The sequence below is a fragment of the Kitasatospora cineracea genome, from assembly GCF_003751605.1.
GTDB lineage: Bacteria > Actinomycetota > Actinomycetes > Streptomycetales > Streptomycetaceae > Kitasatospora > Kitasatospora cineracea.
This window is the reverse complement of record NZ_RJVJ01000003.1, coordinates 1-26,431: the sequence shown is the minus strand read 5'-3', so window position 1 is coordinate 26,431 and position 26,431 is coordinate 1. Positions and strand designations below refer to the sequence as shown.

Here is a 26,431-nt window from a genome sequence, read left to right as displayed (position 1 = left end):
ACCGGCTCTTCTGGCCCGCGGCCGTCCTGGCCGTCATGCTGCTGGCCAACCTGGCCTTCACCCCGGACTTCTTCGCCGTCCGGATCAAGGACGGCCACCTGTACGGCAGCCTGGTCGACATCCTGCACTTCGGCGCCCCGCTGACCCTGGTCGCCCTCGGCATGACGCTGGTCATCGCCACCGGCGGCATCGACCTGTCGGTCGGCTCCACCGTCGCCATCGCCGGCGCCCTCGCCTGCCTGTACATCAGCAAGGCCGCCGACCCCGGCAGCGTCACCACCGTGCTGGTCGCGGTCGCCCTGGCGCTGGCCGTGGCGCTCGTCCTCGGCGCCGTCAACGGCGTGCTGGTGGCCCGGATCGGCGTGCAGCCGATCGTGGCGACGCTCATCCTGATGGTCGCCGGGCGCGGCGTGGCCCAGCTGATCACCGACGGCCAGATCATCACCGTCACCAGCGGCCCGTACCGGCTCATCGGCGGCGGCTACTGGTTCACCGTGCCGTTCGCCGTCCTGCTGGCCGCCGCCGCGGTGGGCGTGTCCCTGCTGCTGACCCGGTCCACCGCGCTGGGCCTGCTGCTGGAGTCGGTCGGCGGCAACCCGGTGGCCAGCCGGCTGGTCGGCATCCGGGCGCTGCGGCTGACCGCCCTGGTGTACGTGGTCAGCGCGGTCTGCGCGGCCGTCGCCGGTCTGATGATCAGTTCCAACGTGTCGGCGGCCGACGGCAACAACGCCGGCCTGTGGATCGAGCTCGACGCCATCCTGGCCGTCGTGATCGGCGGCACCTCGCTCAACGGCGGCCGGTTCTCGATCGGCGGCACGGTGATCGGCGCCCTGGTCATCCAGACCCTGTCCACCACCGTCTACACCATCGGCATCCCCCCGGAGACCACCCTGGTCTTCAAGGCCGCGGTGGTCATCGCCGTCTGCCTCGTCCAGTCCCCGCAGTTCCGCGCCAAGATGGCCCGCCGCCGCCACGCGGCCCGCAGCAGCCGGCCCGAGCCCGCGGCCCCTACCGCTCCGAAGGTGGGCACATGATCGCCACTCTCACCGCCCGGCTGCGCGGACAGATCCCGCTGCTGGTCACCTCCGTCCTGCTGCTGGCGATGTTCGGCGCCGGCTCGGTGCAGTACGAGGGCTTCGCCTCCGGCCAGGTCCTGCTCAACCTGCTGATCGACAACGCCTTCCTGCTGGTCGTCGCCATCGGCATGACCTTCGTCATCCTCACCGGCGGCATCGACCTGTCGGTCGGCGCGGTCGTCGCCCTGTCCACCATGGTGTCGGCCTGGCTGGTGGAGAAGCACCACTGGCCGATGCTCGTCGTCATCCCGCTGGTGCTGGCCGTCGGCACCGGGATCGGCTGGGCGATGGGCTGGGTGATCCACACCTTCGAGATCCAGCCGTTCATCGTCACCCTGGCCGGCATGTTCCTGGCCCGCGGCCTGTGCTACACGATCAGCGTCGAGTCGATCTCCATCACCGACCCCTCCTACACCACGATGGCGCAGACCCGCATCCCGCTGCCCGGCGGCACCTTCCTGTCCCCGAGCGCCCTGATCGCGGTCCTGGTCGTGGTCGCCGCCTTCGTGGTGCTGCACTACACCCGCTTCGGCCGCAACGTCTACGCGCTCGGCGGCAGCGAGCAGTCCGCCCTGCTGATGGGCCTCCCGGTGGCCCGAACGAAGGTCACCGTGTACGCGGTCAGCGGCTTCTGCTCGGCCCTCGGCGGCGTCCTGCTCACCTTCTACATGCTCTCCGGCTACGGCCTGCACGCGGTCGGCCTGGAGCTGGACGCGATCGCCGCGGTGGTCATCGGCGGCACCCTGCTGACCGGCGGCTCCGGCTACCTGGTCGGCACCGTGCTGGGCGTGGCCGTGCTCGGCCTGATCCAGACGATCATCAGCTTCCAGGGCACCCTCAGCTCCTGGTGGACCCGGATCGTCATCGGCGCCCTGCTGTTCGTCTTCATCGTCCTGCAGCGCCTGGTCACGGCCCGCCGCCGACCGGCCTGAACGGGCGCCGCCCACCCCCGCCGGACCGGCCGGCGGGGGTGAGTACGCGGGTGAGTACCCGGGCTCAGGCCGCACCGGCCGCACCGGCGCCACACTGGGCGGGCCGCCCCCGGGACCGCCGCGGGCGGCCCGCCGCCACCCGATCCCGAGGGCCCACCCCATGCTGAGCGCCGTCGCCCGCACCGTCGTCCCGGTCCTCGGGCGCCTCACCGTCACCACCGACCCGGACACCGCCCTGGCCCCCGGCAGCATCGTCGCCGCCAACCACTCCTCGCTGGCCGACCCGGGCGTGGTGCTCGCCGCCGTCCGCCGGCTGGGCGTCGAACCCGTCGTGCTGGCCACCGCCGGGCTGTGGCGGATCCCGCTGCTGCGCGGCGCGCTGACCCGCGAGGGCCACGTCCCCGTCCACCGCGGCACCGAGCACGCCGCGCGCGCCCTGGAGGCCGCGGCCGCCGCGCTGGCCGCCGGCCGGGTGGTCGTCCTCTACCCCGAGGGCCGCCTGCCGCTGCGGACCGACCCCGCCGACCGCGCCCCCGGCCCGTTCCGCACCGGCCTGGCCCGGCTCGCCGCCGGCGGCGCCCCGGTCGTCCCGCTCGGCCAGGCGGGCGCCCGCCGGATCAGCTCGGGCTCCACCGCCAAGCAGTTCGCCGGCCTCCTCACCGCCCCGCTGCGCCGCCCCGCCGTCCACGTCCACCTCGGCGCGCCCCTGCACCTCTCCCCCGACGTCGCCACCGCCACCGCCGAGGCCCACGCCGCCGTCACCGCCGCCTGGCGCACCGCCGCCACCCACCTGCCGCCGCACCGCCGCTGACGACCCGTCAGCCCGGCTCGGGCCGGGGTCACTCGCCCTGGCCGGCGCTCCCCACCGGGCCGACCTTCACCGGGGACCCGTCGGTGTCCGTGACGGGCAGCGAGCCGGCGCCCGGCCAGGGCAGGGTGACCGGCTGGGTCTCGTCGGGCGGGGTCACCACCAGGCCGGTGATCCGCAGGCCGGAGCCGCCCGTGTTGTTGGCCGGGTAGCTGATGCCGAAGTAGGTCGACTTGCCGCTCTTCAGCACCGCGGAGACCACCGGTTCGCCGGAGCGCTTCGCGGACAGCGGGCCCGAGGGGGTCTGCAGGTCGACGCCCGCGTACCCGGAGAGCGTGCAGTCCTTGCCGCTGTGGTTCTTCAGCTCGACCACGACGGTGTTGGCGTCGTCGCCGGTGATGGTGCGGTCCGCGGCGGTGACGGTCAGGTCCGCGGTCCGGCACTTGGCCGCCTTCCCGGCCCCGCCGGAGCCGGCCGGCGCGGCGGTGGAGGGCGCGGCGCCCTTGCCCGTGCCCGTCGGGGCCTGGCCCCGCTCGGGGAGGCACCTGCGGAGGCACCGGTGGACGCGGCCGGGGCCCCGGTCGGGGCGCCCTGCACGGCCCCCGTCTCGTCGTCCTGGCAGGCGGTGAGCGAGAGGGCGGCGGCGACGGCCAGGACGACGAAGGCGGGCGTACGGACGCGCATGGTGATCTCCTCCGGTGGGGCGGCCGGGCCGGCCGCCCGGTGCGAGCGGGTTTCCGAAGACCAGGACCGTCCGCCCGGACGAACCGTTGCACCCGGGCCGCCCCCAGGACAGTGCTGTGACACACCCCGCCGCAACCCGCCCGCCCCGCCGCCCCGCATCCCCCCGCCGACCTGCGAGAACGCCGCTCCGCCCGGCCCCCGCGCCCCACCGCCCCCGCCCCCGCCGGCCGGGACGGACCCGTGACCCGGCCGCCCTTGACCCACGACGGAGCCCCACCGCCCCCGGCGGCCCGGAAGTTCACTCCCCGTCAGCCCGCCCCGCCCGGCCGCGCCCGGACCGGACCGGCCCGCCTGCGGCCGGGGCCCGACGCCCCGCCCCCTAAGGTGGGCGCAGACCGCGCCGCCCGCCCGGAGGATCCCGTGCTCCAGCTCCGCCTGATCGTTCCCCCCGACCTGCGCGAACAGGTCCTGAAACGGCTCGACACCCGGGTCGGGGTCGCCCACCTCGCGGTGCTGCCCGGAGGTGCGGTGCGCCCGGCCGGCGACCTGGTGCTGTGCGACGTGGCCCGCGAGGCCGCGGACGAACTGCTCGGCGAGCTGCGCGGGTTGGGGCTGGCCGAACGCGGGGCGATCAGCGTGGACGAGGTCGGGCTGACCCTCTCCCGGGCGGCCGACGAGGCGGAGCGGGCGGCGCCGGGCGAGGGGGTCGACGCCCTGGTGTGGGAGGAGGTGTCGGAGGTCGTCCAGGAGGAGTCGACGCTCAGCGGGGTCTTCCTGGCGCTCCTGACGGTCGCCACCATGCTGGCCGCCTGCGGCGCGGTGCTGGACAGCGCGATCCTGATCGTCGGCGCGATGGCCGTGGGCCCCGAGTTCGGGCCGCTCGCCGGGCTCTGCGTCGCCGTCGTGCGGCGCCGGGCCCGCCCGGCGGTCCGCTCCCTGCTGGCGCTGGCGGTCGGTTTCACCGTGGCGATGGCGCTCACCGTGGGCTTCTCCCTGCTGATGGACGCGCTGGGCCTGTTCAGCGACGCCAGGTTCGCGGCCGCGCGCCCGAACACCTCGTTCATCTGGCAGCCGGACGCGATGTCCTTCGTGGTGGCCTTCCTGGCGGGTGTCGCGGGTCTGCTCTCGCTCACCTCCGCCAAGGCGTCCGCCCTGGTCGGCGTGGCGATCTCGGTCACCACCGTCCCGGCCGCGGCCAACGCGGCCGTCGCCGTGGCCTACGGCGAGTACGCCCAGGGCTGGGGCTCGGCCGTCCAGCTCGCCCTCAACCTGCTGGGCATCGTCCTGGCCGGCGTCCTGACCCTGCTGGTCCAGCACGGCGCCTGGCACCTGGTCCGCCGCCGCCGCACCCGCTGAACCGGGGCGGCCCGCAGGCGCCCCGGCCCCTGCGGGCGTCGACGCCCTCCCTTCCGCGGCGTCGACGCCCGTGGACCGCGCAGCCCCGGTGCGGCCCGTGGCGGCTCCCCCTGGCAGTGCGCCGCGGACGGGCCCCCGGCGTCGCCGGCGCGGCCCCGGCCGGCCCGTCCGCTCCCCCGGTCGCACTGCGGCACCTCCCCCGAGGTGCCGGGATGATCGTGGCAGGGGCGGGGGGCCGGCACATTGCCAGGATCCGGCAGTCTTGGCGCCCCTACGGCGCCGGAAACCCGCAGCGGCGTAGCCCCGGCGGGCGTTCCGGGAGGGTCCGGGCGGTTCCTCCGGCCGGCCTCCGGGCCGAACTCCTGCGAAGGGGGCCGGCGTTCCACGGAAATGCGGTCTCCCGCGGAGGGGCGCGGCGCCTATCCTTCCCGCATGCTCATCAGCCAGTACGCCTACTTCGGGCTGTCCAGCCTCACCGTGTCGGCCGCGGAGATGACGGCCGTCCTGGGAATCGAACCGGACGAGACCATGGTCCGGGGCAGCCGCTCCACCGGACCCAGGGTGCTTCCGGTCCTCCACCGGTGGAAGATCGTGTGCCGCGAGCCGGGCCTGGGCGTCGACGAACAGGTCGCCCGCGTCGTGGCACGGCTGGCACCGCACGCCGATGCCATCGCCGCCCTGACCCGGCGGCTCGACGCCGAGGACGGCGAGGACGGCGAAGGCCCCAGCGCCGTCCTGGAGGTCGTGCGCGTGTTCAACGACGAGGACGGACAGGACCGCCTCGCCGGCACGCCCCCGGAGCTCGTCGAGGGCCCGGGCCTGCTGGGGTGGCACCTGGGACGCGACGTGCTGGCGTTCCTCCACACCACCGGCGCCGCTCTGGACGTCGACGAGTACGACCACGCCGGCTGACGGACGACCCGCCCCCGGGCCGGCGGGCGCGTCCCTCGTCCGGCTCCCGCAGCACGCCCCCTCACAGCTCGCGCTGCGGCCATCCGAGCAGGCGAGCGCCCATCGCGACGGTCTCCAGGGTGTGGCGGTGCAGGGCGTCCGAGAGGTCGTAGCCGGTCAGGGACTTGATCCGGTCCATCCGGTAGCCCGGCGTGCGGACGCTCACGCCCAGCCGCCGGGCGGCCTCCGCGTTCACGTAGCCCGCCTCGGCCTGCGCGGCGAGGGTGGCCAGCAGCGGGGCGGCGCCGCCGCGCGCGCCGCCGAGCGGGCCCAGCACGCTGCGCACCAGTTCCGCCATCGCGACCCGGTCGCGCATCAACACCGGGAACACCAGCAGTTCCTCGGCCCGGAGCCGTTCGGCGGGCAGGTCGAGGCGCTGCGCGAAGTCCAGCGCGCCCAGCGCCTCGTCGTAGCTGCGCACCACCCCGCCCGGCCCGGAGTGGCGCCGCCCGGTCGCCACCCGGTACCCGGGGCCGGGGCGGAGCGCGGGGGCAGCGAACGCCTCCAGCACCACGTGCGCGCCGTCGGGGGCGACGCACACCGGCCGGCCGTCCTTGGTCGCCGGCAGGACGTCCCGTTCGCCGAAGCGGCCAACGAGTTCGCGCTCCACCCGGCGCGCCACCGGGTCCGCCCCGTCGTACGGTTCCGTGCCGACCGCGACCGCCACCGCGTGCGCGCGGGCCGGCCGCAGCCCGAACCGCTCGGCCCGCTCGGCCGGCGCCCCCGGGCCGCTGCGCCCGTACAGCAGGTCGTCGATGGACTCCCGCCGCGCCGCCTCCTCCTGGCGGATCGCCAGCCGCTGCGCCCGCTCGTGGCCCTCGCCCAGCGCGGCGACCGCAGCCTCCGCGGCGGCGAGCAGCGCCTCGCCGGTGCGGCGGAGCCCGCCCGCCGAGCCGGCCCCGGCGGCCCGGCCTAGCCCTTCGTCCGGCGGCGGGCCAGCAGACCGCCGAGGGCGGCGCCGACCAGCAGGGTGACCAGCAGGACCAGCCAGAGCGGGAGGGTGACGGTGGGGATCCACAGCCGGATGCTCACCGAGGCGGTGTTCACCGCGATGAACCAGACCGCCAGGATGCCGAGCACCAGGAAGGCGATCGTCCGGAAGCGTACGTCGCGGCCGCCGACGGTCACCGAGGCCGGTCGGTCCGCACTGCGCGTCTTGTCAGCCATACGGCCCATTATCCGGGGGACACCGCGTTTCGGCCCGCCGACGGCCGCCGGGCCCCCGCCCCGTCCGCTCCCCCCGTCCACTGCCGTCCTGCCCCCGTCCACTGCCGCCCCGCCCCCGTCCGCCCCCGTCCGCTCCCGGCGCGCCGGTTCCGTGCCGTCCGGTGCGCTGCCTACGGTGGGGTGGTGACAGATCGTCAACACCGCGGGTACCTGGGGGCGGCGGCCGCGTTCGCCGTCTGTATGGCCGGCACCACGCTGCCCACCCCGCTGTACGGGCTCTACCAGGAGCGGATCGGGTTCTCCGAGCTGATGGTGACGGTGGTGTTCGCCGCCTACGCATTCGGGGTGATCGGCGTGCTGCTGCTGTTCGGCAACGTCTCGGACGCGGTGGGCCGGCGGCCGGTGCTGCTGTGCGGGCTGGCCTGCGCGGGCGCCAGCGCGGTGGCGTTCCTCGCCGAGCAGGGGCTGGCCTGGCTGTTCGCGGGCCGGCTGCTGTCGGGTTTCGCGGCGGGCCTGTTCACCGGCACCGCCACCGCGTACGTGCTGGAACTGGCCCCGCCGGGCGGCCGGGCCCGGGCCGCTTTCACCGCGACCGCCGCCAACATGGGCGGCCTGGGCTGCGGCCCGCTGCTGGCCGGGCTGCTCGCCCAGTACGCGCCGCGGCCGCTGACCCTGCCGTTCGCCGTCCACCTGGTGCTGCTGGCGGCCTCCTTCGCGGTGGTGCGGGCGCTGCCGGAGAGCGTGGCCGGGGCGCGTCCGCTGCGCACCGCCCGGCCGCGGCGGCCGGTGCTGCCCGCCGAGGTGCGCGGGGTGTTCGTGCCGGCCGGGATCGCCGCGTTCACCGGGTTCGCGCTGCTGGGGGTGTTCACCTCGGTCACCCCGGCCTTCCTGGCCCAGGACCTGGGGGTGCGCAACCACGCCGCGGTCGGCCTGATCGTGGCGGCCGCGTTCTTCGCCTCCACCGGCGGCCAGCTGCTGGTGCCCCGGCTCGGCGCCCGGCGGGCGATCCCGCTGGGCTGCCTGGTGCTGATCGGCGGCCTCGGCCTGCTCGCCCTCTCGCTCGCCACCCACGCCCTGGCCCCGCTGGTGCTGGCCGCCCTGGTCGGCGGCACCGGCCAGGGCATGACCCTGCGCGGCGCGGTCGGCGAGGTCGCGGCGGCGGCCCCCGACGCCCACCGGGGCGGGGTGCTCTCCGCCCTGTTCGTCGTCGCCTACCTGGGCATCTCCGTCCCGGTGATCGGCGTCGGCCTGCTCACCGGCCCGCTCGGCCTGCCCGACGCGGGCCTGGTCTTCACCGCCTGCATGGCCGTGCTGGCCGCCGTCTCCGGCGCCTTCCTGCTGCACCGCGCCCGCGTCACCTCCGCCACCTGACACTCGCCGCTCACCCGATCCCCGCCACGCGATCCCCGCCACCTGACACTCGCCGCTCACCCGATCCCCGCCACCCGATCCCCGCCACCTGATCGGACGTCATACCCGGGTAGCATCCCGCCGTTTGGCTCCCGGGTACGACGCGTCTGGCCCGTTCGCGCCCGTACCGTGTCGCCCGTCGGGTCCGCAGCGGGCGGACGGGCGCGGAGGGAGCAGCCGATGGGCAGGCGGGGACGGATCACGGGGGCGGCGCTGCTGCTCGCGGCGACGGCGGCACTGGCGCCGGTGTGCGCCCCTGGCACGGCAGCGGCGGCAGGTGCGGCAGCGGCGGCGGGCACGGCAGCGGAGATTCGTCGGGCGGCTGCCGAACTCCCGCCCCCCACCGGCCCGTTCAGCATCGGCACCACCTCGTTCGAGCTCACCGACCCCGCCCGCGCGGACCCGTGGACCCCCGGGCGGACGCGCCGCCTGATGGTCAGCGTCTGGTACCCGGCCGTCCCCGCCACCGGGGGCGCCCCGGCGCCGTACATGGTGCCGGCCGCCGGTGCGCACTTCGGCGGGCCGGAAGGCGTCGGGCTGATCAACTACGGTGTGACTCCGGGCAGTACGGACTGGTCCGCGATCCGCACCCACGCCCGGACGGACGCCCGGGTGCTGCCGGGCGGGCGGCGGCCGGTCGTGCTGTACTCGGCCGGGCTGGGCGACCCGCGCACCTGGGGGACCGCGCTGGTCGAGGACCTGGCCTCGCGCGGGTACCTGGTGGTGACCGTCGACCACACCTACGAGGCGTCCGAAGTCGCCTTCCCGGACGGCACGTTGGCGACGTCGGTGCTGCCCGGGATGCTCGGCGACCCGGACCTCGACATCGGCGCGGTGCTGCGCCGGTCGATGGACGCCCGGGTCGCCGACACCCGGCTGGTCCTCGACCGGCTGGCCTGCCTCGGCGAGCGCCCGGGCCTCCCGGCCGGCCTGGCCGGCGCCCTCGACCTGACCCGGGTCGGCATGGCCGGCCACTCCGCGGGCGGCTTCACCGCCCTGCAGACCATGCACGACGACCCGCGGATCGCCGCCGGGATCGACCTCGACGGGCAGCTGCACTACCCGGGCCCCGACGGTCAGAGCGGCGTCTTCCTCCCGACCCTCGCCCAGGACGGCCTGGACCGCCCGTTCCTGCTGCTGGGCACCCGCAGCCCCGACTCCGGTTCCTACCACCGGCAGCCCGGCTGGGACGCCCTGTGGCAGCACAGCACCGGCTGGCACGCGGACCTCACCCTGGAGGGCTCCCGGCACGGCTCCTACACCGACGCCGAGTCGCTCCTCCCCCAGCTCGCCCGCCGGGGCGCCCTCTCCGCCGACACCCTGGCCTCCGAGGTCGGCACCGTCGCCCCCGCCCGCGCGGAGAGCGCCACCCGCAGCTACGTCGCCGCCTTCTTCGACCGCTGGCTGCGCGGCCGCGACGACCACCTGCTGGACGGGCCGTCCCCGCTGTTCCCCGAGATGACCTACGAACGCTGACCGGGCCGGGGCCCGGGGCCACCACCGCCCCGGGCCCCGCTCCCCGACGTGCCCCCGCTCAGGCCGCCGTGACGGACTGCGGGAAGGCGAACACCCCGTCGGGGTCGTAGTGGCGGGCGGCCCGCTGGAGGCGCGGCAGGTTGGCGCCGTAGTAGGCGCGGCCCCAGTCGGGCAGGGTGGCGTCGATGTAGTTGACGTAGGCGCCGGGGGCGCCGAGGCGGGAGAGGCCGTCGCGGATCTCGTCGACGGTGGCCCGGACCCGGTCCTCGGTGGCGGGGGTGGCGGCGGCGTAGACCTGGGCGCTGGCCAGGGAGTCGCGGTGCGGGAAGGCCGTCCCGTCGGGGGCGATCTCGCCGACCGCGCCGCCGAGCGAGTCGAGCAGCAGGTCGACGCCGGTGCGGCCGGTCATCAGCTCGGTGAGCCGGGCCGGGTCGAGGGGGCCGGGGCCGAACATCCGGGAGACCGCGACGAATCCGGTCCGGGTGAGCCGGCCGCCCTCCCAGACGGGGTGGCACTGGGCGATGGTGTCGTTGGCGCAGCCGGCCATGAACTTCATCGCGGCCAGGTAGTCCTTGGCGGCGACGGTGCGGCCGGTGGGCGCGGTGCCGGCCAGCCGCACCAGGCGGTCGACCTGCTGGTTCGCGCCGGACGGGTCGCCGACCCAGCAGCCGACGATCTTGCAGGTGGGCGGGTTGCCGCCGGAGATCTGGCAGCTGGCCCACAGTTCGGGGGGCGCGTCGGCGACCCACTGCTGCCAGGCGCCGAGCACCTGCGGGACGGAGCCGGCCGGGAACGGCAGGACGATGACCGTCAGGCCGGGGGCGGGCGGGGTGTCGAAGGTGAAGCGGGTGACGACGCCGAAGTTGCCGCCCCCGCCGCCGCGCAGCGCCCAGTGCAGGTCGCTCTCGTGCTCGGCGTCGGCGGTCAGCACGCAGGAGTCGGCGGTGACGACCTCGGCGGCGGTGAGCCGGTCGCAGGTCAGGCCGTACTTGCGGGCCAGCACGCCGATGCCGCCGCCGAGGGTGAGGCCGCCGATGCCCACGGTCGGGCAGCTGCCGCCGGGCAGCAGCCGGCCGGCGGCGGCCAGGCCCGCGTAGACCTCGATCAGCCGGGCGCCCGCGCCGACCTCGGCGCTGCCGTCGGGGCGGACCCGGACGTCGTTCATGGCGCGCAGGTCGATCACCAGGCCGCGGTCGGGGACGCTGTAGCCGAGGTAGCTGTGGCCGCCGCTGCGGGCGGCGATCGAAATGCCGTGGCCGCGCGCCACGTCCAGGCAGGCCCGGACGTCGTCGGCGGAGGCGCACTTGGCGACGGCACCGGGGAACTGGCCGTCGTTCAGCTCGTTGAAGCCGAGCCGGGCCGTCCCGTACCCGGGGTCGGCGGGCAGCACCAGCCGGTCGCCGAGCCGCTGCCGCAGCGCCTGCCAGTCCGGCGGCGCGGCCCGCCACCCGCGCTGCCGGGCCGGGAACGCCCGCACCGAGTCCGCACCCGCGGCTCCCGTGCCCCGCCCTTGGGCCCGGGCCGGTGAGGCCCCTGCCGTCAGCCCCACCCCCAGCGCTCCGCCCACGGCCAGAAAACGACGACGGTCCATTGTCACGACGCACCTTCCTCCCCCGCACCGGGCGCACGGGGGCTCTGCGCCGATCGTCACGCCCCGTCCCGCCCCGGCCCGGCTGCGGCCCGCCGGAGTGCGTCCGATGGCCCAGCGCGCCCGGCGCGCACCCGACGCCCCGTCACTTTCCGCGCGCCGGTGGGGCGTCCGCCTGCCCGAGCCGCCCCCCAGCTTTAGCCATCAAATCGGACGAACGTACAAATGTAGGATATGCACCATGAAACTGGTGAAGAGGCGGCCGAGGTTCTACCTGCTGCCGGGTCTGGCGGTGGCGGCGGTCGTGGCACTGGTCACGGTGGTGATCGTGCGCAGCTTCGCCATGGTCACGGTCGACCCCGCCCAGGCCCGCAAGCAGGCGAAGGGCACCCCGGCCGCCGGGCAGGTGGACTGCTCGCGGGAGAAGTGCATCGCGCTCACCTTCGACGGCAGCCCGGGCGAGCCCACCGGGCGGGTCATGGACCTGCTCGCGCAGCACCACGCCCGGGGGACGTTCTTCCTCGAGGGCCGGGACATCCACAGCTTCCCCGACGTGGTGCGGCGCATCGCGGCGGAGGGCCACGAGATCGGCGACCACACCTGGAACCACCCCCGGCTGACCGAGATCCCCGACGCGGAGGTCAGGGACGAGCTGACCCGCACCGCGGACGCCATCGCGGAGGTCACCGGCAGCCGGCCCACCCTGATGCGCCCGCCGGAGGGCCGCACCGACGACCGGGTCTCGAAGATCTCCCGGGAGCTCGGCCTGGCCCAGGTGCTGTGGACGGTCACCGCGCAGGACTACGCGACCGAGGACACCGCCCTGATCACCAAGCGGGTCCTGGACGGCGCCGACCGGGACGGGATCGTCCTGCTGCACCCGCTGCACAAGGGCACCGTGCCCGCCCTGCCCGGCATCCTCCAGGCCCTCGACGACCAGGGCTACACCTTCGTCACCGTCGACCAGTTGCTCGCCCCCGGCACCGCGCAGCCCGGCACCATCTACAAGTGACGGCCCGCCCCGCGGCCCTCCCGCCCCCGCCCGCACCCGACCGCCCCCGAACCGTGACCTGACCGAACGTCAATTCCGCTGCTGGTGCCGTATTGTCGCCGTCCTCGGCCGGACGCGGACGCCGGCGATCACGCGTCGTCGCGGCCGCACGGCCGCGCGCTGCCCGGAACCGCGGGCGGACGCGCGGGCCGGGGCGGGGAGGGCACCTCCGGCCACACGGGCCGGCGGGAACGACGGGAGGCACACGGGTGCGGTTTCGAAGACGAGCACGGCTTCGGGGACGGGAACGGGTGCGGCCGACGGCGCGCCCGGCGAAGGGGTGCGACTGGTGACGGCCCTGGACGGCCTCCCGCCGATGAGCGTCGAACCGGGCGCGGAACTGCGGGAGTTCGCCGAGGAGATGCGCACGCTCTTCCTCGGCCTGGACGCCCCCGCGGCGGACGCCCTCGCCGCCCGCTGCACGCCGGGGCCGGAGGCGTGCGCGGACTACCTGTCGGCCGTGCGCATCCCGCCGTGGGAGTTCGTCGAGGCACTGCTCGACGCCCTCCCCGACGCCCCCGACCGGCCGGACGTCCGGGAGCGACTGCGCCGGTCCCGGCTGGCCGCCCTGCGGGTCGCCCCGCCGATCGGCTGGGCGGTGCGCCAGATCGAGGGCCAACTGCACGCCGCCGAACGGGAGGTGCAGGAGGCCGACGAAGAAGCCGAACAGGCCGAACGCGAACTCGCCCGCACCCGGCCGACCCCGGCCACCCCCGACACCCCCGGCGCGCCGGCCGACGGCACCGGCCTCGCCCAGCGCACCGCACTGCTGGCCGAGAAGGCCGGGCAGGCCCGCGAACGGTCGGCCCGGGCCGCCGCCCGCCGCGACCTGATGCGGCGTCAACTCGCCCTGGTGGAAGGGCAGCAGGGCACCACGGCCGCCCCGCCCGCGCCCACCGGGGCAGCGGCCGCGGAGGCCGGCGGCGACGACCCGCTGCCGAAGATCCTGCTGGTGGACGACCGGCCGGAGAACCTGGTCGTCCTGGAGGCCCTGCTCGGCCCGCACGGCCACCACCTGGTCTCGGCGACCTCGGGGCCCGACGCGCTGCGGGCGCTGATGGAGCCCGACGACTACGCGGCGATCCTGCTGGACGTGCAGATGCCCGGCATGGACGGCTACGAGACCGCCGCGCACATCCGGAGCCGGGCCCGCACCCGGGACATCCCGATCGTCTTCGTCACCGCCATCGGCAGCGGCCCCGACCACGCCCGGCACGCGTACGCCGCGGGCGCCGCCGACTTCATCCCCAAGCCGGTCGACCCCTGGACGGTGCGGGCGAAGGTCGCCTCCTTCGTCGAACTGCACCGCGCACGCCGCACCGGCCGCTGACCGGCCCCCGGCCCGTCGTCGGCCGGAACGGCGAGGCCGCCGCCCCCGTGACAGGGGGTGGCGGCCTCATTCCGTGGGGGTCTGCGTTCCGTGGGGGTCCGGCCCCCGGCCCCGGGCGGGTGCTACTTCCAGCTGTCGGTGAGCGTCGCCGTCCCGGAGGCCCCGGTGGTGTAGCTGCGGTTGGCGCCGCTCTCCCAGGTGACGTTCCCGGCCGCGTCCTTGACGACGTACTTGTACTCGAAGGCGCTGTTCGCGGGCAGGGTCAGCGAGAGCGTCCAGTTCGGGTAGGAGGCGGAGGACATCGGCAGCGCGGAGGCGGGGTTCCAGCTGCCGAGCTGGGCGGTGGAGCCGACCAGGTAGACGTTCTGCCCGTAGACGGTGGCCTTGTTCTCGGAGAAGTTCACCGTGACCTGGCCGGTCGTCGCGGTGGTGCCGCCCCAACTGTCGTTCAGCGTGCCGCCGGTGGCCCCGGAGTTGGCGCTGTGGTTGGCACCGCTCTCCCAAGTGACGTTCCCGGCGGCGTCCTTGACGATGTACTTGTACTCGAAGGCGGTGTTCGCGGGCAGTTGGACGCTGCCGCTCCACACCGGGTAGCCGGCCGGGGAGAGCGCGACCGCCGCGTTCGGGTCCCAGCTGCCGAGCTGGGCGACCGAGCCGACCAGGTAGACGTTCTGCCCGGTCACGGTGGTCTTGGTCTCGTTGAACTTCTCCGTCACCGTCCCGTTGCCGGGCGAGGCGGAGGCCGAAGCGGAGGCGGAGGGGCTCGGGCTCGCGCCGGTACTGCCGCTCGGGCTCGGGCTCGGGCTGGTGGTGCCGGTGGTGGCGGTGTACAGCGCGACCGCGTCGCCCGCGTTCACGGTGACCGTCGCCTTGCCGGAGCCGTCCACGCCGACCGTCGGTCCGGTGCAGTCGGAGCCGCTGAGGTCGCCGTGGATGACGTCGCAGTAGGTGCCCGCGGCGAGGCCGGTGGTGAAGGTCTGGGTGACCGCGGAGCCGCTGTTGTTGATGGCGACCCAGCCCTTGCTGCCGCGGCTGAAGGCGATCGCGTTGCCGCCGTTGTCCCACCAGTTGGCGACGCTCTCGCCGCGGGTGGCGTTGTGCCAGCCGACCATGTTGGAGATGCCCTGGTCCCGGTCGGTGCAGGTCCAGGTGTTGTTGCCGCAGTTGACGTCGGTGACGAAGCCGCTGCCGTCGGCGGGCGGCGAGTCGTCCTTGTTGTTGAACCGGAAGCCCGCGTACACCTGCGGGGTGCCGTAGCCCCAGGCGAGTTCGAAGACGTGCGCCAGCTTGTACTTGGAGCCGTCGTTGTACGTCAGGGTGGTCTTGTCGCGCTCCAGGTCGTGGTTGGTCACCATGACGGCGGACTTGTCGCTCGGCTCGAAGCCCCAACTCTGCCCGAAGGTCTTGAGGTTGGCGATGTTGCCGTTGAACTGCTGGGAGAGCTTGGAGGCGTAGGTGAACTCCAGCACGCTGCCGTTGCCCTCGAACGCGGCGGGCGCCAACTGGCCGCCGCTGCCCGGGAAGATCTCCTGGTAGACGTACGGACGCCCGCCCCACCGGGTGTCGCTCAGCCGGGAGACGATGTTGCCCATGTCGGCCTGGGCGATGTGCTTGGCCGCGTCCACCCGGAAGCCGTCGACGCCCGCACCGATCAGGGTGTTCAGGTACCCGGCGATCTTGCCGCGGACGTAGTCGCTCTCGGTGTTCAGGTCCTCCAGGTTGAGCAGCTGGCACTCCTGGACCTGGGTGACGTTGTTCCAGTCGTTGATGCCCAGGTCGGCGTTGGGGCACGGCGGGGAGCCGTGGAAGTCCGACTTGGCGTAGGGCACCGCCGAGTAGCTGTACGCGGACGGGCTGAAGGCCGACCCGCCGTACCCGGTGGTGCTGGTCTGGTTGCTGCCCGCCATGTGGTTGATCACCGCGTCGGCGTACACCTTCACGCCCGCGTTGTGACAGGCCGTCACCATCGCCCGGAACTGCGCGTCGGTGCCCATCCGGCTGTTCAGGTTGTACGAGACCGGCTGGTAGACCTCCCACCAGGGGTGCCCGGGCAGCGAGATCGACTCCTGCGGCGGGGCCACCTGCACCGCCCCGTAGCCCTTCGGCCCCAGGACGCCGGTGCACTCGGCGGCCACCGAGTTCCAGTTCCACTGGAACAGGTTGGCGATCACGTCGCCGCCGTTGGGGGTGGCGGCGGCCTGCGCGGTGCCCTGCAGGCCGAGCGGCATCAGCACGCCCAGGACCAGCGCGCCGGCCGCGGCGGCCACGGGCACGGTTCTACGGACAGGGGTCATCGGCGAATCTCCCAAGGTGGTGGGGGACTTGAGGAGCGAACGGGAAGACGATCCACCCCGGCGCGACACACCGTCAAGACATCCGTGCAAGAAATTTCATCTCCTTGCGTTCGGATTCACACCTGCCGGAAACAAGAACGGGCTAGCCAATCCACCGAAAAGGTATACACCTCCCCGGAATCCGCCCAGCTCACCCCGCCACGACAGAAACTCCTTTCAGAAACTTTCACCCCTCGCATCGCTCCCCGTGCCGCTCCCCGCCCCGCACCCGCCCCCGGGATAGCGTGGCGCGGTGAACCACAGCGAGATCGACGACGACGGCATGGTGCGGGTGCGCGGCGCCCGGGTGCACAACCTGCGGGACGTGGACGTCGCCGTGCCGCGCGGCGCGGTGGTCGCGTTCACGGGGGTGTCCGGCTCCGGCAAGTCCTCGCTGGCCTTCGGCACCCTGTTCGCCCAGGCCCAGCACCGCTACCTGGAGTCGGTCTCGCCCTACGCCCGCCGCCTGCTGCGCCAGGTCGAGGCCCCGCAGGTGGACGCGGTGACCGGCATGCCCCCGGCCGTCGCGCTGGAGCAGCGCCGCTCCGTCCCGTCCTCCCGCTCCTCCGTCGGCACCATCAGCACCATGTCCAACCTGCTGCGGATGCTGCTCTCCCGCTGCGGCAGCTACCCGCCGGGCGCGCCGAGGCTGGACTCCGACGCGTTCTCGCCGAACACCCCGGCGGGCGCCTGCCCCGAGTGCCACGGGCAGGGCGTGCTGCACCGGGTGACCGAGCGCTCCCTCGTCCCGGACGACTCGCTCTCCATCCGGCAGGGCGCCGTCGCGTCCTGGCCGGGCGCCTGGCAGGGCAAGAACCTGCGCGACCTGCTGGGCGCGCTCGGCCACGACCTGGACCGGCCCTGGCGCGAACTGCCCGCCGCCGAACGGGAGTGGATCCTGTTCACCGACGAGCAGCCGGTGGTCACCGTCCACCCCGAGCGCGAGCCCGGCCGGGTCCAGCGCCCGTACCGGGGCAAGTACAGCAGCGCCCGCCGCCTGGTCCTCAAGTCCTTCGCCGAGTCCCGCAGCGAGGCCGCCCGCGCCAAGGCCGCCACCTTCCTCGAACAGTCCACCTGCCCGCACTGCCACGGCCACCGGCTGCGCCCCGAGGCGCTGGCCGTCACCTTCGCCGGCCTGCCGGTCACCGGCCTGGCCGCTCTCCCCGCCGCCCGCCTCGCCGACCTGCTGCGCCCGCACACCGCCGGGGACGGCCCGGCCGCCCTGATCACCGCCGACCTGGCCGACCGCCTCACCGCCCTGGACCGCCTCGGCCTCGGCTACCTCTCGCTCGACCGCGCCGCCCCCACCCTGTCCACCGGCGAGCTCCAACGCCTGCGCCTGGCCACCCAGTTGCGCTCCGGCCTGTTCGGCGTGGTCTACGTCCTGGACGAGCCCTCGGCGGGCCTGCACCCGGCCGACACCGAGGCGCTGCGCCGGGTCCTGGCCGAACTGCGGGCGGCGGGCAACTCGGTGTTCGTGGTCGAGCACGACATGGCGGTGGTGCGCGGCGCCGACTGGCTGGTGGACGTCGGCCCGGCCGCGGGCTCCGGCGGCGGCCGCGTCCTGTACAGCGGCCCGGTGGACGGCCTGCGCACGGTGGACGCCTCCGCCACCCGCCGCTTCCTGTTCGACCCGCCGCCCCCGCCGCCGCCCCGCCGCCGCACCCCCACCGGCGTGCTGCGCCTGCGCGGCGTCACCCGGCACAACCTGCGCGACGTGGACGCGGACGTGCCGCTGGGCGTGCTCACCGCCGTCACCGGCGTCTCCGGCGCGGGCAAGTCGACGCTGCTCGCCGCCGTCGCCGAACACCCGGACGCGCACCGGGTGGTGACCTTCGACCAGACCCCGCTGGGCCGCACCCCGCGCTCCAACCTGGCCACCTACACCGGGCTGCTGGACACCGTCCGCAAGCTGTTCGCCGCCACCGACGAGGCGAAGGCCCGCGGCTACGGCGCGGGCCGGTTCTCCTTCAACGTGGCCGCCGGCCGCTGCCCCACCTGCGAGGGCGCGGGCGCGATCGAGGTCGAGCTGCTCTTCCTGCCCACCGCCTGGAGCCCCTGCCCGGACTGCCACGGCAGCCGCTACAACCCGCAGACCCTGCACGTGACCTACCGCGGCTCCACGATCGCCGACGTGCTCGCCCTGACCGTCGACGAGGCCGCCGCGTTCCTCGCCGACACCCCGCCCGCCGCCCGCGTCCTCACCACCCTCCAGCAGGTCGGCCTCGGCTACCTGCGGCTCGGCCAGCCCGCCCCCGAACTCTCCGGCGGCGAGGCCCAGCGCGTCAAGCTCGCCGCCGAACTCCAGCACGCCCACCGCCGCCGCACCCTCTACCTGCTCGACGAGCCCACCACCGGCCTGCACCCCGCCGACAGCGAGACCCTCACCGCCCAGCTCCACCGCCTGGTCGACGCGGGCGCCACCGTCCTGGTCGCCGAACACGACCTCGACCTGATCGCCGGCGCCGACCACGTCATCGACCTCGGCCCCGGCGGCGGCGACACCGGCGGCCGCGTCCTCGCCACCGGCACCCCCGCCGACATCGCCGCCTCCCCCGCCGGCCGCACCGGCCCCTACCTGGCGAAGCGCCTGGCACTCCAGCCGTAGTCCCTGATCACCGTCGTCGATCAGGAACGGCTCGGTTTCCCCTCCACCGGAGGGGCCTTCACCGGGGTCGCCCGACCCGCCTCGACGGTGCTGGCCGCCTCGACGGTGCCGGCCTCCTCGACGGTGCTGGCCGCCTCGGCTGCCTCCCGGAAGGTGACGACCGCCTCGCCGTTCTCCCGCGCCCACGCGGTGAGCATCCTGATGGGCTCCTCCAGGGTTCGCCCGAGATCGGTCAGGCCGTACTCCACGCGCGGCGGCGCCTCGGCGTACGCGTGCCGCTCGACGAGCCCGTTGGCTTGGAGCCGGCGCAAGGTCTGGGTCAGCACCTTGCGCGAAATGCCACCGCTCAGCTCGACCAACTCGCCGTGCCGCAACGGGCCGTCGGTCAGCGCGAAGAGCGTGACCATGGACCACTTGCTGGCGATGATCTCCATGGCCAGGAGAGCGGGGCAGTCGGCGAGGAAGGCGATTCCGGGTCGCAGGCTCATGCCCCGAAGGTTACCTGGAGGTACCTGACGGCCGCCTATCGTCGACGAGGTGCGCACGCCCCTTACTCGCCTCCCGCATGATTGAGGTTCCAGCCATGTTCGTCTCCCTCGCCGTCGTCACCGTGATCGTGTCGGCGCTTCTCCTGGTGTCGGCCGGGGCCAAGTCCCTGCGGACGCGGCACATCACCGAGCAGATGTCCACCCTCGGAGTGCCGCAGCGCATGATGGCCCTCCTGATCGGCGCTCAGATCGCGGGCGCGGCCGGCGCGATCGCCGGACTCCGGTGGGGACCCGTCGGAATCGCCGCCGCGATCGGCCTGACGCTCTACTTCGCCGGGGCGGTCACCTTCCACCTGCGCGTCGGCGACCGCAAGGGCGCGTCTCCGGCAGCAGTCCTCACCGTGGCCTCCGTCGCCCTGATCGTGCTGCGTGCCGCCACTCTCTGACAGCGGACGGCCGGCCTGGCGCCGACCTTGATCGTGCCGAGTGAGGGCCGAGTGAGGCGGTCTCCACCGAGGACGGCCATCGTTGATCGTCGTGTCGCCACCCCGCCCCGTCAAGGACACCCGGAACCCCCTGGCCCGCCCCGCCCGCACCGTGCTGGAATACCCCGGTGCCCCTCACCGTCCGCCCGGCCGCGCCGGCCGACCTGCCGCACCTCCCGGCCCTGCAACTCGCCGCCGGACAGGTTTTCCACACCGTCGGCATGAGTGCGGTCGCCGACCATCCGCCGCCCGCCGCAGCCGAGTTCGCCCCGCACCAGCGTCTGGGCCTGCTGTGGGTGGCGGCCGACGGCGACCGCCTCGCGGGTTTCGTCCTGGCCCGGCCGCTCGGCGGCTGTGCGCACGTCGAGCAGTTGAGCGTCCACCCGTCGTACGCCGGACGGCGGTTGGGCGGCCGGCTGATCGACCGGGTCGCCGGGTGGGCGGCCGGGCGCCGGATGCCCGCCCTCACCCTCAGCACCTTCCGCTCCGTCCCGTGGAACGCCCCGTACTACCTGCGTCTCGGCTTCCGCGAGGTCCCGCCCGCCGGGCTCACCCCGGCGCTGCGCGAACTCCTGGGCGAGGAAGCCGCGTTCGGCCTCGATCCGGCCGACCGGGTCTGCATGCGCCGGCCCGTGCACGCCGCCTGACGCCCGAGGGGCCCGCGCGGTGTTCGCGCGGGCCCCTCGATCCCCTTGCGGGGAAGGTCAGTTGGCGAGGCTGAAGTCCCCGCCCACCGGGGCGGCGATCTTGTCGACGCCGGTCAGCGCGGTCAGTGTGGTGACCGGGGTGCTGCTCTCGGTGGTGGTGCCGTTGCCGAGCTGGCCGGAGCCGTTGGCGCCCCAGGAGCGGACGGTGTTGTCGCCGAGCAGCACGATGGTGTGCTCGCGGCCGCCGGCCACCAGCTGTACGCCCTTGATGCCGGGCACCGGGACGGGGGTGATCCGGTAGTCGGTGGTGCCGTCGCCGACCTGGCCGGAGGTGTTCTGGCCCCAGCCCTTGAGCTTGTTGTCGCTGTCGGTGACGGCCAGGCTGTGGTTGCAGCCCGCGGCGATCTGCGAGACGCCGCCGAGCCAGATGCCCTGGGTGTCGACGGGCGTGTACCGGTTGATGGTGCTGTTGTCGCCGAGCTGCCCGGTCGCGTTGTAGCCCCAGGCCTTGACGGCGTTGCCGCTGGTGGGCTTGGTGCCGCCGCTGGGCGGCCCGACCAGGGCCAGGTTGTGGTTGCAGCCGGCGGCGATCTTGGTGACGCCGGTGAGTCCGCCGACCGGGGCGGGCACGTTGCGGCTGGCCGAAGTGCCGTCGCCGAGCTGCCCGTTGATGTTGTAGCCCCAGGCCCAGACGGTGCCGTCCTCGCGCAGGGCGAGGCTGTGGTTGAGCCCGGCGGCGATCGCCACCACCTTGTTGAGGCCCTCGACCCGGACCGGGACGCTGCTGTCGCTGTTGGTGCCGTTGCCGAGCTGCCCGTAGTTGTTGCGGCCCCAGGCGACCACGGTCTGGTCGTCGAGCAGGGCGAGGCTGTGCCAGCCGCCGGCGGCGACGTCCCGGGCGTTGGAGAGGTTGACGACCTGGCCGGGCGCGTTGTGGCTGAACACGCTGCCGTCGCCGAGCTGCCCGGAGCCGTTGGCGCCCCAGGACTGCACGGTGCGGTCGGTGAGCAGCGCCAGCCCGTGCCCGGTCGCGGAGCCGCCGCCACCGGCGGCGATCTTGACGACCTCGGCGCTGGTCAGGCCGAGCACGGTGGTGGCGGTGGTGCGGAAGTCGGTCCAGGTGCCGTCACCGAGCTGCCCGGAGCGGTTGTTGCCCCAGGCCTTGAGCCGCTTCTCCTGCGCGTGCGCGGTCCCGGCGGGCACGGCGGCCAGGCTGAAGGCGGTGAACGCGGCCAGCCCGGCGGCGAGCACGGGCCGCAGGCGGGAGCGGCCGGCGGTGGCAGTCTGCGTGGACGTCATGAAGTGCCTTTCCTCGAAAGGTGGTGGGGGTCAGCGCGCGAGGCTGAAGTTGCCGTTGCTCGGCGCGGAGATCAGGGAGACGCTGCCGGACTTGGCGAGCACCTGGACCGGGGTGTTGCGCTGGGTGGTGGTGCCGTCGCCGAGCTGGCCCTTGTCGTTGAGGCCCCAGGCCTGCACGGTGCCGTCGGCGAGCACGGCCAGGTTGTGCGCGGAGCCGGCGGCGATCGCCTCGACGCCGGACACGCCGGGGACGGGCACGCTGGTGTTGCGCTGGGTGGTGGTGCCGTCGCCGATCTGCCCCTTGTCGTTGGCGCCCCAGGCGCGCAGCGTGTGGTCCTGGAGCAGGGCGAGGCTGTGGGTGGCGCCGCCGGCCAGCGCGACGACGTCGGTCAGTTCCTGGACGGGCACGGGGTAGGGCTTGTTGGCGGTGCTGTCGTCGCCGAGCTGGCCCTTGTCGTTGAGGCCCCAGGCGTAGACGTGGCCGTCGGCGAGCAGCGCGAGGGCGTGGTTGGCGCCGGCGGCGATGCCCTTGACGGTGGTCAGGCCGGGGATGGTCATCGCGGTGTTGCGGGTGGCGGGGGTGGGTGCGGGGACGGACGCGGTGGAGCTGACGGGCACCGGGGTGACGCCGAGTTGGCCCTTGTCGTTGTTGCCCCAGGTCTTGACGGTGCCGTCCTTGAGCAGCGCCATGCTGAAGGCGTCCCCGGCGGCGACGGCCTTGACGTCGGAGAGCCCGGCGACGGTGACGGGCAGGTTGGTGTTGGTGGCGGTGCCGTCGCCGAGCTGGCCCTTGTCGTTGGCGCCCCACGCCTTGACGGTGCCGTCCTTGAGCAGGGCGAGGGCGTGCGAGCCGCCGGCCGCGACGGCTTCGACGCCGGTCAGTCCGGCGACCAGGCCGGGCACCGCCGCGTCCTCGGTGGCGTTGGTGACGCCGTTGCCGAGCTGGCCCTTGTCGTTCTTGCCCCAGGCTTCGACGGTGCCGTTGCCGAGCAGCGCGAGCGCGAAGCCGGTGACGGCGGTCCCGCTGGTGGTACCGCCGGCGGCGATGCCGTTGAGCTCGGCCCCGGCCATGCCGACCACCGAGACGGGGGTGAGCCGCTGGGTCTTGGCGGTGCCGTCGCCGAGCTGCCCGCTGGCGTTGTTGCCCCAGGCGCGCAGCCGCAGGTCGTAGGCGGACGCGGTGCCGGCCGGCAGGGCGGTGGTGCACACCAGGGTCAGACCCGCCACCATCGCGGGCAGGGTGACGGCGGGCAGCTGGCGCAGCTTGCGGTGCATCGGTGGTTCCTCCGTGGACGTGGACGGGCGGGACGGGCGGGACGGACAGGGCGGGCGGGACGGACAGGGCGGGCGGGACGGGCAGGACGGGCGGGACGCGGCCTGACGGGACGTCAACGGCGCCAGGGGGCGGACGCGCCGGGAAGGGCGCGCTGGACGGGCTCGCCCTGGGCGAGCCGTCCGGGCGGGGGCTGGACGGGGTAGGTCTTGTCGACCGGCCGGTGCGCGGCGTGCGATCCGCCGTGCGCATCGCCGTACGTGCTGCCGTACGTGCCGCCGCTCGCCGCTGGACGGCCGTTCAGCGCGGCATCCCGCGCGGCGTCCGACGCGGCGGCCGGTAGTGCGGCCAGCAGGGCGGCGAGCAGGCAGGGGGCGGCGGCCGCGAGCAGGGCGGCGTTTCGGGTGTGGGGTGTCATCGGGGCCTCGTGGTCACGGTCGGGGCGCGGCACGGCACGGCGCGGCACGGCGCGGCACGGCGCGAGGGGTGCACGGTGGCAGCCCGACCCCGGTCGAAGTCGAAGTCGAGGTCGAGGTCGAAGCCGGAGTCGGGCTCGGAGTCGAACTGATGATCCGATCGCCGGGATACCTAACCCACCGTCACCGGCTTCGTGCGGCCCGGAACCGCTTTCCATGCCAACGGCCCAGCCAGTCCTTCGCACACCCCCCGTTCGGTCCGCTCTCGGTTGCGGTGCGTAGTCGACCCGCCCAGCATGGCCAGGGATCTTGATCGTCAGCCGTCCTGATCAGACATCAACCGATCGGCCCCGTGGCCGAGTTCAGGGAGGAACCCGTTGCTCCGGACCTCACCGGCCAGACTCCTGGCCATCACCCTCAGTAGCGCCGCCGCGCTGGCCGTCCCGGCTCCGGCGGGCGCGGAGGACACCGAGCCGGCCGTCGTGGTCAACGGCACCTTCGTCTCCCCGCAGGTCCCGTCCGGCAAGGACTGGGCGTACCTCACCGTCGACGGCTGGGACGGCCCCGGCCTGCTCTCCGCCGCCCGGGCCAACCACCCGCAGGGCTACCAGGCCGCCTTCCTCGCCGCCCCCGACTCGGCCGAGCCGCTCAGCACCCGGCTGCGCGCCGTCCGCGCGGGCGCCACGGTCACCCTCACCTGGGACGACAACCCCGACACCTGCGTGGGCAAGGGCGTCGCCCGGCGCAGCTACACGGTCTCGGTCGCGGGCGACGCCAACCAGCCGGGCGTGTTCGCCACCAACGAGCCCACCGGCCGGGCGAACTGGTTCGTCGGCCGGTCCTACTCCTTCACCGCGGCCGAGGACTCGCCGAAGGTCGCCTTCTCCTTCGGCGCCTCCAACGCCACCCCGAGCTGCCAGCCGTCGATCACCAACGTGTCCGCCAAGCAGACCGCCCCGACGGCCCCGCCGAAGGCCGCCACCGACCCGTGCGCGGGCGACGCGGCGGACGGCTCCCAGTGCAAGGACGTCGGCGGCGCCAAGGACGAGATCGCCAAGTGCCCGGCCACCAGCCGCGACTGCCTGAGCGGCGTCGCCGGGGACGGCCAGCAGACCAACGACGGCATCGCCCAACAGACCTCCGCCGTCCAGGACTTCGGCGCCGTCCCGCGCGACCAGAGCCCGGACGCCGCCGCCCAGGGCCTGTGCCCGCTGTCCAACGCCCTCACCGACGGCCTCCCGCCCTCGTCCGTGGTCGTCCCGCCGAGCCAATGGGGTCCGTGCTGATGCGCCGTCAACTGCTTTGCGCCACCGGTTCGGTGCTGCTCGCCGCCGCTCTCGCCCTGACCGCCCCGGCGCCCGCCGCGCACGCCGCCGACACCGTCGAGGCCACCGTCCCGAACGGCACCTTCGCCGATCCGGTCGCGCCCGACAACGGCACCCAGGCCGGGCACGCCGGCTGGTCGCCGGACGGCACCGGCGCGGTGTTCGGCAAGGGCCTGGCCCAGCACCCGCAGGGCTACCAGGCGGCCTCGCTGAACTGGAACGGCGCGCCGCTGACCATGCGCACCCGGCTGTGGGGCGTCCGGAAGGGCTCCACCGTCACCCTCACCTGGGACGACAGCCCCAGCACGTACCGGGGCTGCAAACCGGAGCAGGTCAAGGACGGCCAGACGTACAACGTCGCGCTGATCACCGACGGGCCCGCGCCCGACCCGCAGGTCACCACCAAGGGCAGCGACAGCGTCGGGACCGCCAACTGGACGGCGGGCGCGCCTTCTCGTTCACCGCGACCGAGGACAACCCGATGGTGTCCTTCGAGTCGGCGGAGCCCGCCGGGGCGATGTCCTGCGGCCCGCTGATCACCAACGTGGCCGCCAGGCAGGACGCTCCGCGCCCGTCGACAAGAAGGTCCGCAAGGAGCAGCTGCCGCCCCCGAAGGCGTACCGGGCAACGACCCGCTGGAGCCGGGCGTGGCGGTGGACGACTGCGAGGGCTCGCCGACCACCTGCACCTTCACGGTCGACAAGGGCTACTCGTACCAGTACTACGGGCAGACCCGGATCGTCGGCGGAGGTGTACCTGAACTGCACCCGCAACGCGATCACCGACGACCGGAAGCTCGAGGTCACCGAGCCGCCGTACGACAGCCTCACCCAGTACTACGCGCTGAAGGGCGCCCCGCTGCTGCCCAGCCGCTCCGAGCTGGCCAAGAGCCGCCCCAACGTGGCGGGCCAGGTCGAGGCGGGCTTCAGCGTGGCGGGCGGGAACACCGCGGCGGTGTCCACCAGCAACCCGCTGACCTGGTCGCGGACCACCAGCAAGCCGATGAACCCGGTGATCCAGCCCGGCGAGTGAGCTGGATCGAGGTGCAGCCGGCCCGCGAGCGGGTGGCCGGCTCGTTCACCAACTCCCGCAACAACTACCGGCTGGACGCCGCCTTCGACGTCCCGGCGACCTCGCTGCCGGACCGCTACTACCAGCGCACCGGCCCGCTCACCGAGGTCGAGCTGAAGCGCTGCGGCGCCGACCGCCCGACGGCCGACACCCCCGACAACACGGCCGGCCCGGACAAGCGCCTGACCCCGCTGGACGCCCCGCCGGCCGGCCTGGCCACCCGCACCGTCCCGCTCACCCCCTGATCCCCCGACTCCCGTTCCCTGTCAGCCGATCGGCCGCCCGGCACCCGCAACACCGGGCGGCCGACGCCCTGTTCACCGACCCCCAGGAGCAACCCGTGCCGCCCACCCGCCTGTTGGCCCTCCCGCTCGGCGCCGCCCTCGTCCTCGCCGCCCCCTGGCCGGCCGGGGCGGCGAACACCGATCCGGTGGCGGTGGAGAACGCGACGTTCTCCTCCCCGACCGTGCAGTCCGGCGACTGGACCTACGGCGTCGACGGCTGGACCGGCCCCACCGGCGTCGCCTCCACCGCCCGGGCCGCCCACCCGAAGGGCTGCAGGCCGCCACCCTGGGCTGGAACGGCAAGGCGGTCTCGCTCAGCACCCGGCTGCGCGGCGTCCGGGCCGGCGCGGGCGTCACCCTCAGCTGGGACGAC

Annotated in this window: 24 protein-coding genes and 2 pseudogenes; 17 read left to right on the top strand and 9 right to left on the bottom strand. The window is 74.7% G+C overall.

Annotated elements, in window-relative coordinates; translation table 11 throughout:
* The first annotated feature begins 35 nt into the window (after positions 1 to 35).
* The 3 genes from EDD39_RS34365 to EDD39_RS34355 all read left to right on the top strand — a co-directional run bounded on the left by EDD39_RS34365 (position 36) and on the right by EDD39_RS34355 (position 2,819).
* Complete coding sequence (locus EDD39_RS34365) at positions 36 to 1,034, top strand: ABC transporter permease (protein ID WP_123564033.1); 999 nt, start codon at positions 36 to 38, stop codon at positions 1,032 to 1,034.
* Entirely contained in the window at positions 1,031 to 2,008 is a 978-nt protein-coding gene (gene yjfF / locus EDD39_RS34360) for a galactofuranose ABC transporter, permease protein YjfF (protein ID WP_123563529.1), read from the top strand. The genes EDD39_RS34365 and yjfF overlap by 4 nt, the downstream gene beginning before the upstream one ends.
* A gap of 160 nt (positions 2,009 to 2,168) precedes the next feature.
* Positions 2,169 to 2,819, top strand: a complete 651-nt coding sequence (locus EDD39_RS34355; RefSeq protein WP_123563528.1) for a lysophospholipid acyltransferase family protein — start codon at positions 2,169 to 2,171, stop codon at positions 2,817 to 2,819.
* 28 nt (positions 2,820 to 2,847) lie between these two features.
* On the opposite strand, the gene EDD39_RS42400 is transcribed toward EDD39_RS34355, so the two are convergent.
* On the bottom strand, positions 2,848 to 3,777 hold the full coding sequence (locus tag EDD39_RS42400; RefSeq protein ID WP_341869362.1) for a DUF4232 domain-containing protein: 930 nt from the start codon (positions 3,775 to 3,777) through the stop codon (positions 2,848 to 2,850).
* 143 nt (positions 3,778 to 3,920) lie between these two features.
* Here EDD39_RS42400 and EDD39_RS34340 point away from each other — a divergent pair, with 143 nt between their 5' ends.
* Complete coding sequence (locus EDD39_RS34340) at positions 3,921 to 4,856, top strand: DUF389 domain-containing protein (protein WP_123563527.1); 936 nt, start codon at positions 3,921 to 3,923, stop codon at positions 4,854 to 4,856.
* Between the two features lie 432 nt (positions 4,857 to 5,288).
* Positions 5,289 to 5,768, top strand: coding sequence for a DUF4279 domain-containing protein (locus tag EDD39_RS34335; protein WP_123563526.1), 480 nt, complete (start codon positions 5,289 to 5,291; stop codon positions 5,766 to 5,768).
* Between the two features lie 61 nt (positions 5,769 to 5,829).
* On the opposite strand, the gene EDD39_RS34330 is transcribed toward EDD39_RS34335, so the two are convergent.
* Both EDD39_RS34330 and EDD39_RS41695 read right to left on the bottom strand, forming a co-directional pair.
* Positions 5,830 to 6,825: a PucR family transcriptional regulator gene (locus tag EDD39_RS34330; RefSeq protein ID WP_244257461.1), complete on the bottom strand. Its 996-nt coding sequence runs from the start codon at positions 6,823 to 6,825 to the stop codon at positions 5,830 to 5,832.
* Positions 6,720 to 6,974: a lipopolysaccharide assembly protein LapA domain-containing protein gene (locus EDD39_RS41695; protein WP_030464696.1), complete on the bottom strand. Its 255-nt coding sequence runs from the start codon at positions 6,972 to 6,974 to the stop codon at positions 6,720 to 6,722. The genes EDD39_RS34330 and EDD39_RS41695 overlap by 106 nt, the downstream gene beginning before the upstream one ends.
* Positions 6,975 to 7,154: 180 nt before the next feature.
* Here EDD39_RS41695 and EDD39_RS34325 point away from each other — a divergent pair, with 180 nt between their 5' ends.
* Complete coding sequence (locus tag EDD39_RS34325) at positions 7,155 to 8,345, top strand: MFS transporter (protein ID WP_123563524.1); 1,191 nt, start codon at positions 7,155 to 7,157, stop codon at positions 8,343 to 8,345.
* Between the two features lie 219 nt (positions 8,346 to 8,564).
* On the top strand, positions 8,565 to 9,860 hold the full coding sequence (locus tag EDD39_RS34320) for an alpha/beta hydrolase family protein (RefSeq protein ID WP_123563523.1): 1,296 nt from the start codon (positions 8,565 to 8,567) through the stop codon (positions 9,858 to 9,860).
* 58 nt (positions 9,861 to 9,918) lie between these two features.
* On the opposite strand, the gene EDD39_RS34315 is transcribed toward EDD39_RS34320, so the two are convergent.
* Positions 9,919 to 11,337, bottom strand: a complete 1,419-nt coding sequence (locus EDD39_RS34315; RefSeq protein WP_244257459.1) for an FAD-binding oxidoreductase — start codon at positions 11,335 to 11,337, stop codon at positions 9,919 to 9,921.
* Between the two features lie 352 nt (positions 11,338 to 11,689).
* Here EDD39_RS34315 and EDD39_RS34310 point away from each other — a divergent pair, with 352 nt between their 5' ends.
* Together EDD39_RS34310 and EDD39_RS34305 are read left to right on the top strand one after the other, a co-directional pair.
* Positions 11,690 to 12,460: a polysaccharide deacetylase family protein gene (locus EDD39_RS34310; protein ID WP_123563521.1), complete on the top strand. Its 771-nt coding sequence runs from the start codon at positions 11,690 to 11,692 to the stop codon at positions 12,458 to 12,460.
* A gap of 328 nt (positions 12,461 to 12,788) precedes the next feature.
* Entirely contained in the window at positions 12,789 to 13,829 is a 1,041-nt protein-coding gene (locus tag EDD39_RS34305) for a response regulator (protein ID WP_148089583.1), read from the top strand.
* Positions 13,830 to 13,951: 122 nt separating this feature from the next.
* On the opposite strand, the gene EDD39_RS34300 is transcribed toward EDD39_RS34305, so the two are convergent.
* Positions 13,952 to 16,096, bottom strand: a complete 2,145-nt coding sequence (locus EDD39_RS34300; RefSeq protein WP_244257458.1) for a carbohydrate-binding module family 20 domain-containing protein — start codon at positions 16,094 to 16,096, stop codon at positions 13,952 to 13,954.
* A gap of 349 nt (positions 16,097 to 16,445) precedes the next feature.
* On the opposite strand from EDD39_RS34300, the gene EDD39_RS34295 reads away from it, so the two are divergent.
* Positions 16,446 to 18,770: an ATP-binding cassette domain-containing protein gene (locus EDD39_RS34295; RefSeq protein WP_123564032.1), complete on the top strand. Its 2,325-nt coding sequence runs from the start codon at positions 16,446 to 16,448 to the stop codon at positions 18,768 to 18,770.
* A gap of 134 nt (positions 18,771 to 18,904) precedes the next feature.
* Here the strand turns inward: EDD39_RS34295 and EDD39_RS34290 are convergent.
* Positions 18,905 to 19,258, bottom strand: a pseudogene (locus EDD39_RS34290) (winged helix-turn-helix transcriptional regulator); the annotation flags it as partial.
* A gap of 95 nt (positions 19,259 to 19,353) precedes the next feature.
* On the opposite strand from EDD39_RS34290, the gene EDD39_RS34285 reads away from it, so the two are divergent.
* Together EDD39_RS34285 and EDD39_RS34280 are read left to right on the top strand one after the other, a co-directional pair.
* On the top strand, positions 19,354 to 19,704 hold the full coding sequence (locus tag EDD39_RS34285; protein ID WP_123563517.1) for a DoxX family protein: 351 nt from the start codon (positions 19,354 to 19,356) through the stop codon (positions 19,702 to 19,704).
* Positions 19,705 to 19,871: 167 nt separating this feature from the next.
* Complete coding sequence (locus EDD39_RS34280) at positions 19,872 to 20,390, top strand: GNAT family N-acetyltransferase (protein ID WP_244257457.1); 519 nt, start codon at positions 19,872 to 19,874, stop codon at positions 20,388 to 20,390.
* Positions 20,391 to 20,447: 57 nt separating this feature from the next.
* Here EDD39_RS34280 and EDD39_RS34275 read toward each other — a convergent pair whose 3' ends face one another.
* From EDD39_RS34275 to EDD39_RS34265, 3 genes are all read right to left on the bottom strand, one after another.
* On the bottom strand, positions 20,448 to 21,689 hold the full coding sequence (locus EDD39_RS34275; protein ID WP_123563516.1) for an RCC1 domain-containing protein: 1,242 nt from the start codon (positions 21,687 to 21,689) through the stop codon (positions 20,448 to 20,450).
* 30 nt (positions 21,690 to 21,719) lie between these two features.
* The gene (locus EDD39_RS34270; RefSeq protein ID WP_123563515.1) at positions 21,720 to 22,964 is read right to left on the bottom strand and encodes an RCC1 domain-containing protein; all 1,245 of its coding nucleotides are present in this window, start codon (positions 22,962 to 22,964) and stop codon (positions 21,720 to 21,722) included.
* Between the two features lie 113 nt (positions 22,965 to 23,077).
* Positions 23,078 to 23,380 (bottom strand): hypothetical protein, encoded by a 303-nt coding sequence (locus EDD39_RS34265; RefSeq protein ID WP_123563514.1) that lies wholly within the window; start codon positions 23,378 to 23,380, stop codon positions 23,078 to 23,080.
* 375 nt (positions 23,381 to 23,755) lie between these two features.
* On the opposite strand from EDD39_RS34265, the gene EDD39_RS34260 reads away from it, so the two are divergent.
* From EDD39_RS34260 to EDD39_RS39125, 5 genes and pseudogenes are all read left to right on the top strand, one after another.
* A complete protein-coding gene (locus EDD39_RS34260; RefSeq protein ID WP_123563513.1) occupies positions 23,756 to 24,664 on the top strand; it encodes a hypothetical protein in 909 nt (302 codons plus the stop codon).
* On the top strand, positions 24,658 to 25,239 hold the full coding sequence (locus EDD39_RS34255) for a hypothetical protein (protein WP_148089582.1): 582 nt from the start codon (positions 24,658 to 24,660) through the stop codon (positions 25,237 to 25,239). Before EDD39_RS34260 ends, EDD39_RS34255 begins: the two co-directional genes overlap by 7 nt.
* 214 nt (positions 25,240 to 25,453) lie before the next feature.
* Complete coding sequence (locus tag EDD39_RS34250; protein WP_123563511.1) at positions 25,454 to 25,735, top strand: hypothetical protein; 282 nt, start codon at positions 25,454 to 25,456, stop codon at positions 25,733 to 25,735.
* Complete coding sequence (locus EDD39_RS34245; RefSeq protein WP_123563510.1) at positions 25,732 to 26,019, top strand: hypothetical protein; 288 nt, start codon at positions 25,732 to 25,734, stop codon at positions 26,017 to 26,019. Before EDD39_RS34250 ends, EDD39_RS34245 begins: the two co-directional genes overlap by 4 nt.
* 95 nt (positions 26,020 to 26,114) lie before the next feature.
* Positions 26,115 to 26,431 (top strand): annotated as a pseudogene (locus EDD39_RS39125) (hypothetical protein); the annotation flags it as partial.

Coding starts and splice junctions, on each gene's coding strand:
- EDD39_RS34320 (WP_123563523.1), top strand. CDS start 8,565: ATGGGCAGGCGGGGACGGATCACGGGGGCGGCGCTGCTGCTCGCGGCG.
- EDD39_RS34275 (WP_123563516.1), bottom strand. CDS start 21,689: ATGACGTCCACGCAGACTGCCACCGCCGGCCGCTCCCGCCTGCGGCCC.
- yjfF (WP_123563529.1), top strand. CDS start 1,031: ATGATCGCCACTCTCACCGCCCGGCTGCGCGGACAGATCCCGCTGCTG.
- EDD39_RS41695 (WP_030464696.1), bottom strand. CDS start 6,974: ATGGCTGACAAGACGCGCAGTGCGGACCGACCGGCCTCGGTGACCGTC.
- EDD39_RS34335 (WP_123563526.1), top strand. CDS start 5,289: ATGCTCATCAGCCAGTACGCCTACTTCGGGCTGTCCAGCCTCACCGTG.
- EDD39_RS34270 (WP_123563515.1), bottom strand. CDS start 22,964: ATGCACCGCAAGCTGCGCCAGCTGCCCGCCGTCACCCTGCCCGCGATG.
- EDD39_RS34310 (WP_123563521.1), top strand. CDS start 11,690: ATGAAACTGGTGAAGAGGCGGCCGAGGTTCTACCTGCTGCCGGGTCTG.
- EDD39_RS34365 (WP_123564033.1), top strand. CDS start 36: ATGCTGCTGGCCAACCTGGCCTTCACCCCGGACTTCTTCGCCGTCCGG.
- EDD39_RS34285 (WP_123563517.1), top strand. CDS start 19,354: ATGTTCGTCTCCCTCGCCGTCGTCACCGTGATCGTGTCGGCGCTTCTC.
- EDD39_RS34295 (WP_123564032.1), top strand. CDS start 16,446: ATGGTGCGGGTGCGCGGCGCCCGGGTGCACAACCTGCGGGACGTGGAC.
- EDD39_RS34265 (WP_123563514.1), bottom strand. CDS start 23,380: ATGACACCCCACACCCGAAACGCCGCCCTGCTCGCGGCCGCCGCCCCC.
- EDD39_RS34355 (WP_123563528.1), top strand. CDS start 2,169: ATGCTGAGCGCCGTCGCCCGCACCGTCGTCCCGGTCCTCGGGCGCCTC.